This window comes from Limnohabitans sp. JirII-31 (genome assembly GCF_002778315.1).
Lineage (GTDB): Bacteria > Pseudomonadota > Gammaproteobacteria > Burkholderiales > Burkholderiaceae_C > Limnohabitans.
Map to the genome: position 1 here is coordinate 33,699 of NZ_NESA01000019.1, position 8,545 is coordinate 42,243.

An 8,545-nucleotide genomic window follows, 5' to 3' on the forward strand; every position below is an offset into this window, starting at 1 on the left:
TTTATAAACGAGAGCGCTAGCAATACGGCGTAGCTCATATGTGCCGCAGCCGACTTATTGGGCCCTGACTCCATTGAGCGAGCTGCCGGTGGTTTTTTTGACCGTTTAGATGTGACTTGAAGTCAAGGCAAGCTTTGCACCGGCAGCGTCTGAAAAACTCAGGCTTTTGGTCGCCACATCTTGAACAGGTTTTCTGGCCCCACGGTGAAGTAGTCCGCCGGACCGCCGCCGCGCAGCACATGACCAGAGCTGGCGGTGTCGTACACGCCGTCCTTGAGCAAGCGCTCATCGATGTGCACGCCCACCACTTCACCCAACACCAGCCAGGTGGGCACTTTTTCGCCATTGATGCCTTCGAGCTGCAAGATTTGCGTGCAACGGCATTCAAACGACACCGGGCTTTCGGCCACGCGCGGCACCTTCACCACACGTGACGCTACCGGCGTGAGATGGGCCAATTCAAACTCGTTCACGTCAGGGGCCACCGGGGCGCAGGTTTGGTTCATCTGATCGGCCAGCGGGCGCGTCACCAGGTTCCACACAAATTCACCGGTTTCTTGCACATTGCGCAGCGAGTCTTTGGCGCCAATGCTGGAGAAACCCACGATGGGGGGAATGTAGTTGAAGGCGGTGAAAAAACTGTAGGGTGCCAGGTTCAACACGCCTTGGGCACTTTGGGTGGACACCCAACCAATCGGTCGTGGACCGACGATGGCGTTGAACGGGTCATGCGGCAGGCCGTGGCCGAGGCGGGGTTCGTAGAAATGGGTCATGCGATGGTGTGTTGGCTGGCAATATCTTCATTGTGCCCGGGCGTGAGCGCAACGTTTGTCACCGAAAATACAAACTTCTATTTTTGAGTGGATATGTGATGGCGTTTTCATTGGAAAAATTTGAGTCTCTTGCCTACAGCCGAGACCGCGAATTGGGCATGCGAGAGCTGTTGGCATTGCTGCAAGACTTGGATGCCAACTATGGCAATGTGAGTGACCAGTTCAAGGCGCAGCCCTTGCAGTCGGTGTCCGATCTAGACCTCAACCAGCACATCTGGACACGCGCTGCCGCCGCCGCTTCTTGCTTGTTGGCCGATTCGCAATTGTTTTTCGCCCCTGAGTGGCGTCAAAACGTGTTGGCCCACCACCGTTGGTTGTCGACACTGTTTGCCGCTACGCCGTTTCGTAATGCAGACCATGTGATGCGTGCGCTCAATGCACGCACAGGCGATCAAAAGTCTGACCTGCATCAGTTGCAAATTGATCCAGCCGATCTGTTGAAATTTTGCTTGCTCTATTCGCCTGAATCTGAAGTGCCGCTGGACCTCGATGCCTTGTGGGAGGCGGACAAGGTCATGGCCGCAGGTCTGTGCTTGGTGTTGTTGTCACCGCGTTTTTTAGGGTCTCCGGCAGCACACAGCAAGCGAGAACAAATCTTGCCTTGGTTGGGCCAACGCTTGGAGCAGATTGACGACATCGAACAACTGCCCTTGGGTGTGATGCACGACTTGTACATGCATTGCAGCTATGCAGACCGTGCCGACAAGCACGACATCAAAAAAGCCATCAACAGTTTGATTCGACGCAAACTCATGGTGAACGGTTTTCACGACTGGGCACCGGACGAGTTCGCGTCTCTCAAGCCCGCCCCTCAAAAGCCGGTGCTGCTGGTGGTGCTGGAGTGGTTCACCAGCGGGCACTCGATTTACCGCACCCACTCACTCACCATGGAGGCTGCACGCGAGCACTTCCATGTGGTAGCCATGGCCTATGACAACTGCACCGACGAGATCACCCGCAAAGTGTTCGATGACGTGGTGATTATCCAGCGGCACCACAGCTTGCTGGACCAACTCAAACATATCCAGAAAGAAGCGCAGCAGCGCAATGCCAGCATTTGTTACATGCCCAGTGTGGGCATGTTCCCCCTCACCATGTGGTTAGCCAATTTGCGCGTGGCCCCTTTGCAAATGATGGCCTTGGGCCATCCTGCCACCTCCCATTCGCAATCCATCGACTATGTGGTGGTGGAAGAGGATTACGTGGGCAGCGATGCCTGCTTCAGTGAAAAACTCCTCAAGCTGCCCAGCGACGGCATGCCTTACCGCCCGTCTGCGGCTGCGGCGGGGTTGAAGGTGATTGCCAAGCCCCGTCTCAAACCCGATGTGGTGTTGATTGCCATGTGTGCCACCACCATGAAACTCAACCCCAGGTTCTTGCACACTTGTGCGCGCATCGTGCATGAGAGTGCGGTGCCGGTGCACTTTCACTTCTTGATCGGGCAAGCGCAAGGCCTGACCTATCCCAATGTGCAGCGTGTGGTGGCGCAGTTTTTAGGTCGCCACGCCACGGTCTACCCGCACCAACACTACACCGCGTACATGGACGTGATTGCCGGGTGCGACATGTTCATCAACCCGTTCCCCTTTGGCAACACCAACGGCATCATCGACACCATCAGCGCTGGCATCGTGGGGGTGTGCAAAACAGGTCCTGAGGTGCATGAACACATCGATGAAGGACTGTTTCGCAGACTGGGTTTGCCCGATTGGTTGATCGCCCAATCCGAAGACGACTATGTTCGTGCAGCCGTGCGTTTGGCCAACAACCACGAAGAGCGGTTTGCTTTGCGCCAGCAGTACACCGGAGCCGACAAAGTGACTGTGCTGTTTGAGGGGCGGGCCCACATCATGGGTGAGAAGTTCTTGCAATGTCTCGCTTCCTTGTAAATCTGCTCCAGCCCGAGCGAGCCACCCATGTGGTGGATGTGGGGGCCAATCCTGTGGATGGGGACCCACCCTACAAAGCCATGTTGCTGCAAGGCCTGTGCACGGTCACGGGCTTTGAGCCACAAGCGCAAGCCCTGGCTGAGTTGAACCGGCGCAAAGGCCCCCATGAGACATACCTTCCGTATGCCATTGGTCACGGTGGCCCCGCAGAGTTGAATATTTGCCGCTATTCAGGTTGGACAAGTTTGCTCAAACCGCGTGCGGCTGCGTTGGAGGTGTTTCCCCAATTTCAATCCAATGCCACGGTCGAGTCTGTGCTTGCCCTGCACACCCAGCGTTTGGACGATGTGGCTGAACTCACTGCGTTTGACATGCTCAAAATCGATGTGCAAGGCGCAGAGCTGGATGTCTTTCAAAGCGGTGTGGAAAGACTCAAGCAAGCGGTGGTGATTCAAACCGAAATGTCATTCATCGCCTTGTATGAGCAGCAGCCCACCTTTGGGGCCATTGACCAAGTGCTGCGCGGCATGGGCTTTGTGCCCCACTGTTTTGCACAGATCAAGCATTGGCCCATCGCGCCTTTGTCGGCATCCAACATCAGCCCCAACGGGCCACGCCTGAACCAGTTGTTAGAGGCGGATATGGTCTATGTCAAAGACTTTGTTCAGCCCGTGACCATGGACAACGAGCAACTCAAGCATCTGTGTTTGTTGATGCACCATGGCTACCAAAGTTTTGATTTGAGTGCCCGTTGCATCGACCTGTTGTTGCAACGCGGTGCGCTGCCGACGGACGCACTTGAGCGGTATGTGGCCTATCTCAACAACGGGGCTTGAATCAACGCCAATTTCAGCGCCGCAGCATGCCTTTGGTTTCGATGAAGCTGATGACTGTTTGCAAGCCGTCGAGGGTGCGCAAGTTGGTCATGACATAAGGCTTGACGCCTTTGGGCGAGGCGCGCATGCGTTGGGTGTCGGCTTCCATCACCGACAGGTCAGCGCCCACATAAGGGGCCAGATCGGTTTTGTTGATGACAAACAAATCGCTCTTGGTAATGCCGGGCCCGCCTTTGCGTGGGATTTTTTCGCCGGCAGCCACATCGATCACATAGATGGTCAAGTCGCTCAGCTCAGGGCTGAAAGTGGCGGCCAGGTTGTCGCCGCCGCTCTCGACAAACACCACGTCGGCATTGGGAAAGTCGACCAGCATGCGGTCGATGGCTTCGAGGTTGATGGACGCATCTTCGCGAATGGCGGTGTGCGGGCAGCCACCAGTCTCCACCCCCATGATGCGCTCGGCAGGCAGCGCGCCACTCACCGTCAGCAAGCGCTGGTCTTCTTTGGTGTAGATGTCGTTGGTGATGGCCACTAAGTCGTACTGCTCGCGCATGGCTTTGCACAGCATTTCCAGCAAGGTGGTTTTGCCCGAGCCCACAGGCCCGCCGATGCCCACGCGCAGCGGGGGGAGTGGTTTGGTGCGGTTGGCGATGTGGTGCAGTGTGCTCATGATCTAAACAGTCTGGAGTATTGGGTTTCGTGTTGCGCTGACAGGATGGCCAGCATGGGAGAAAACGCTTGGCGTGTGTCGTCGGTGACTTGCATGGCATGCGCCACGGCCGGTGCGATGTGTTGGGCGAGTTGCGCCAAGATGCGTTGGCCGGAGTTTTGCCCCAAGGGCACCGATTTGAGGGCGGCTTGCACCATGTTCTCCGCCCAGCCAAAGGCATAGGCTTGCAGGCATTGGTCCAGCGGTGCGCCAGTGCGTGAGAGGGCCAGGCCAAACATCAAGGGGTAGGTGGGCACCAGTCGGTTGCACAGGGCCACGGTGTCGGCATCGATCTGGTCTTGGTTGCGCAACCACTCCAGCATGGAGCGGCCCATTTGTTCGGCTTGCAAACGCAACTCCGCACTCTCGCGTGTGGCGTGCACCCATTGGCTCAAGGTGGCGAGGCGTTCAACGTCGTGGTGTTGCCAGGCTGTGACCATTTGGGCCAACACTGCCATGTCGCCACGCGACTGGGTGAGGTGCAGCTGGTGCACCAACCACTCGGCGGCACTGTGCTCGTCGTGCACCAGCCCGTGATCGATGGCGGCCTCTAAACCTTCGGAATACGAAAAGCCGCCAATGGGCAGCGCAGGTGAGGCCAGCCAGATGAGTTGCAACAGTGGGGGTGTGGCGGCCGCGCTGATTGCAGGTGCGCTGGGATCAGTGCGCATGCGGATGGTCGTGGTCGCAGTGGGTGTGATCATGCCCATGGTCATGCGTGCCGTGTGCATGGTCATGGCTGTGCGTGCCATGTGTGTGCCCCGCATGTGCATGTGCTGCATGCGCATGGCCTTGGCTGCTGTAAGCGCCGCCTTCGGGTTCAAACGCTTCTTGCACCGTGACCACGGTCATGTGCATGGCGCGCAGCATGTCGGCCAGCACGTGGTCGGGTTCAATCTTCAGGTGGTCGGGTTGCAACTCAATGGGCACGTGGCGGTTGCCCAGGTGGTAGGCCGCACGTGTGAGGTCAAACGGCGAGCCGTGCTCGGTGCAGGCGGTGATGCGCAGCACCTCTTGGGGCGCAGCCACCACGCGAATCAGCGAGCCGTCTTCGGCCACCAGCACATCGCCACCGCGCACCAAGGTACCACGGGGTAAGAAAACACCCACCGCGCGACCCGTGGAGTCGGTGGCGTCGAAGCGGCTTTTTTGCCGCACGTCCCAGTCGAGTTCCACCGTGGGCGCACGTTTGACCAAGGCAGAGGCCAGGCCTTTGCCACCTGAAATGCATTTGGAGATTTGGAGCATCAGAACAAAAAGTAGCGTTGTGTCATGGGCAGGCTCACCGCAGGTTCGCAGGTCAGCAGATGACCATCGGCGCGCACGGCGTAGGTTTGAGCGTCAACTTCCATGCGCGGTGCATAGTCGTTGTGGATCATGTGGCGCTTGCCCACGGTGCGGATGTTTTTCACGGCGCTCAAGGTTTTGTGCAAACCAAAACGTCCGCCAATGCCAGCGGCCAATCCGGCTTGCGACACAAAGGTGAGCGAGCCACGTGCCAAGGCGCCGCCATAGGCACCAAACATGGGGCGGTAGTGCACCGGTTGGGGCGTGGGGATGGAGGCGTTGGGGTCACCCATGGCGGCCATGGCAATGAAGCCGCCTTTCAAGATGACGGCAGGTTTGACGCCAAAGAAGGCGGGTTTCCAGATCACCAGATCGGCCCATTTGCCCACTTCGATGCTGCCCACTTCGTGGCTGATGCCGTGAGCAATCGCGGGGTTGATGGTGTATTTGGCCAGGTAGCGCTTGACGCGAAAGTTGTCGTGACGGTCGTTGTCGCCCGGGAGTTTGCCGCGTTGCAATTTCATTTTGTGGGCGGTTTGCCAAGTGCGAATGATCACCTCACCCACGCGGCCCATGGCTTGGCTGTCGGAGCTGAACATGCTGATGGCGCCCAGGTCATGCAAGATGTCTTCGGCGGCAATGGTCTCTTTGCGGATGCGGCTTTCAGCAAATGCCAAGTCTTCGGCAATCGACGGGTCGAGGTGGTGGCAGACCATCAGCATGTCGACGTGTTCGTCCAGCGTGTTGATGGTGTAGGGCCGCGTGGGGTTGGTGGAGGAGGGCAACACATTGGCCTCGCCCACCACTTTCAAAATATCGGGCGCATGGCCACCGCCCGCACCTTCGGTGTGGAAGGTGTGGATGGTGCGGCCTTTGAACGCGGCCACGGTGTCTTCCACAAAGCCCGATTCGTTGAGGGTGTCGGTGTGGATGGCCACTTGGGTGTCGGTGGCCTCGGCCACGTTCAGGCAGTTGTCAATGGCCGCCGGTGTGGTGCCCCAGTCTTCGTGCAGCTTGAGGCCAATGGCCCCGGCGTTGATTTGTTCGTGTAAGGCATCGGGCAAGGCCGCGTTGCCCTTGCCCAAAAAGCCCAGGTTCATGGGGAAGGCGTCAGCGGCTTGCAGCATGCGCTCCAGGTTCCAGGCCCCGGGTGTACAGGTGGTGGCGAAGGTGCCTGTCGCCGGGCCGGTGCCGCCGCCGATCATGGTGGTGACACCGCTGGTCAGCGCTTCTTCAATTTGCTGTGGCGCGATGAAGTGGATGTGGGTGTCGATGCCGCCCGCGGTGACGATGTTGCCCTCGCAGCTGATGACTTCTGTGCCCGGGCCAATCACGATGTCCACACCGGCTTGGGTGTCGGGGTTGCCGGCTTTGCCAATGGACACGATGCGCCCACCCTTGAGGCCAATGTCGGCTTTGACGATGCCCCAGTGGTCCAGGATCAGCGCGTTGGTGAGCACGGTGTCCACCGCGCCGCCAGCTTGCGGGCCTGAGCCTGTGCCATCGCGTGTGCGTTGGCTTTGAGCCATGCCGTCGCGGATGGTTTTGCCGCCGCCAAATTTAACTTCTTCGCCATAACCACCAGCGCGCAGGGTGAAGTCTTGTTCGACTTCAATCACCAAATCGGTGTCAGCCAGACGAACCCGGTCGCCCACGGTGGGGCCAAACATTTCCGCGTAAGCGCGTTTGCCAATCGTTGCCATCAGTGTTGTCCTTTGACAGGGGCGTCAACAGCGCCGTTGACCAAGCCGCGAAAACCAAACACTTGGCGGTCACCGCCCAGATCGACCAACTCCACCGTGCGCTGTTGACCAGGCTCGAAGCGCACCGCAGTGCCCGAGGCAATGTTCAGGCGCATGCCATGTGCCGCCGTGCGGTCAAAGCCCAAGGCGCCATTGGTTTCGGCAAAGTGGTAGTGCGAGCCCACTTGGATAGGGCGGTCGCCGGTGTTTTGCACCACCAAGGTCAGCGTGCGCCGTCCGGGGTTGAGCGTGTGTTCGCCCTCATCGATGAAGAGTTCTCCGGGTGTCATGTGCGCCTCGCTTTATTTGCCACGGCCCGTGAACCACCACAGCAAAGCAGCGACAGCGGCAGCTGCCACAAAGCCCACCACATCGGTGGCGTGGTAGTGCGATGCGCCTTCTATGCCATGGCCTTCATGGGCCCAGGCGTTGAGGCTGAGTGCGCTCAGCAGAGAAAGAAGTTTGTTCATGGGGGCAGCTCCACAGCGTGTGACACGCAGCAAAAAACAAGGTCAAAGAATGGGTTGGTGCACGGTCACCAGCTTGGTGCCGTCGGGGAAGGTGGCTTCCACCTGTATGTCAGGAATCATCTCGGCCACACCGTCCATCACGTCGGCACGGGTCAAGACGCTGCGGCCTTCACTCATGAGTTGGGCCACGGTTTTGCCGTCGCGTGCGCCCTCCATCACGGCGGCACTGATCAGGGCCACGGCTTCGGGGTAGTTGAGTTTCAAGCCGCGTGCTTGGCGCCGTTCAGCCAGCAGCGCGGCGGTGAAGATCAGGAGTTTGTCTTTTTCGCGAGGTGTGAGTTCCATGGTTTTTTCCTTGCAACTTGTGTGCCCTATTGTCCGTCTGAGTTGTGACGCAAATGTGCATGCTTTGGTGCGAAAAGTCCGACATGGTGCGTCATAGGATGCACCCAATCTGTGCGTTGACTGTTTGAAAGGGGGTGTGGCGGTCGAACTTGGTGCGCATCACCGAGCTGTGTGGGAATGAAGCCGGCTCTTTATAGAAGTTGGAATTTTCTTTAGGGAAAAAGTGTGCTGGCACGGGCTTTGCAAAAGGTGAAAGAGCGCGTCGAGTTGGTCCCGCGTGATGAACTTTCTAATTTGGAGTGAACCCCATGATGAATCGTCGAGGAAACCTCAAGGCCCTGGCCGCAGCCGCAGCGCTGTCGGTGGGATCGTTTGCCGTTGTGCCGCAAGCCTTTGCCGCAGACACCATCAAGGTGGGCGTGCTGCACAGCCTG

The 8,545-nt window shown here is 58.5% G+C and carries 10 protein-coding genes; 2 read left to right on the top strand and 8 right to left on the bottom strand.

Annotated elements, in window-relative coordinates; all coding sequences use genetic code 11:
* Positions 1-158: 158 nt before the first annotated feature.
* Positions 159-773: a flavin reductase family protein gene (locus B9Z41_RS16380; RefSeq protein WP_100148157.1), complete on the bottom strand. Its 615-nt coding sequence runs from the start codon at positions 771-773 to the stop codon at positions 159-161.
* Positions 774-871: 98 nt separating this feature from the next.
* Between B9Z41_RS16380 and B9Z41_RS16385 the strand changes: the two genes are divergently transcribed.
* Both B9Z41_RS16385 and B9Z41_RS16390 read left to right on the top strand, forming a co-directional pair.
* Positions 872-2,722, top strand: a complete 1,851-nt coding sequence (locus tag B9Z41_RS16385; protein WP_100148158.1) for a peptide transporter — start codon at positions 872-874, stop codon at positions 2,720-2,722.
* Positions 2,704-3,558, top strand: coding sequence for an FkbM family methyltransferase (locus B9Z41_RS16390; RefSeq protein WP_100148159.1), 855 nt, complete (start codon positions 2,704-2,706; stop codon positions 3,556-3,558). The genes B9Z41_RS16385 and B9Z41_RS16390 overlap by 19 nt, the downstream gene beginning before the upstream one ends.
* 13 nt (positions 3,559-3,571) lie before the next feature.
* Here B9Z41_RS16390 and ureG read toward each other — a convergent pair whose 3' ends face one another.
* Genes ureG through B9Z41_RS16420 form a run of 7 tightly spaced genes read right to left on the bottom strand, consistent with a single transcriptional unit; the run spans position 3,572 to position 8,111 of the window.
* The gene (gene ureG, locus B9Z41_RS16395; protein ID WP_100148160.1) at positions 3,572-4,228 is read right to left on the bottom strand and encodes an urease accessory protein UreG; all 657 of its coding nucleotides are present in this window, start codon (positions 4,226-4,228) and stop codon (positions 3,572-3,574) included.
* The gene (locus B9Z41_RS16400; RefSeq protein WP_100148161.1) at positions 4,225-4,938 is read right to left on the bottom strand and encodes an urease accessory protein UreF; all 714 of its coding nucleotides are present in this window, start codon (positions 4,936-4,938) and stop codon (positions 4,225-4,227) included. Before B9Z41_RS16400 ends, ureG begins: the two co-directional genes overlap by 4 nt.
* A complete protein-coding gene (ureE, locus tag B9Z41_RS16405; RefSeq protein ID WP_100148162.1) occupies positions 4,928-5,515 on the bottom strand; it encodes an urease accessory protein UreE in 588 nt (195 codons plus the stop codon). The genes B9Z41_RS16400 and ureE overlap by 11 nt, the downstream gene beginning before the upstream one ends.
* Positions 5,515-7,257, bottom strand: a complete 1,743-nt coding sequence (ureC, locus tag B9Z41_RS16410) for an urease subunit alpha (protein ID WP_100148163.1) — start codon at positions 7,255-7,257, stop codon at positions 5,515-5,517. Before ureC ends, ureE begins: the two co-directional genes overlap by 1 nt.
* Entirely contained in the window at positions 7,257-7,586 is a 330-nt protein-coding gene (locus tag B9Z41_RS16415) for an urease subunit beta (protein WP_100148164.1), read from the bottom strand. The genes ureC and B9Z41_RS16415 overlap by 1 nt, the downstream gene beginning before the upstream one ends.
* Before the next feature lie 12 nt (positions 7,587-7,598).
* A complete protein-coding gene (locus B9Z41_RS17070; RefSeq protein ID WP_158236208.1) occupies positions 7,599-7,766 on the bottom strand; it encodes a hypothetical protein in 168 nt (55 codons plus the stop codon).
* 42 nt (positions 7,767-7,808) lie between these two features.
* A complete protein-coding gene (locus tag B9Z41_RS16420) occupies positions 7,809-8,111 on the bottom strand; it encodes an urease subunit gamma (RefSeq protein WP_100148165.1) in 303 nt (100 codons plus the stop codon).
* Positions 8,112-8,545 lie beyond the last annotated feature (434 nt).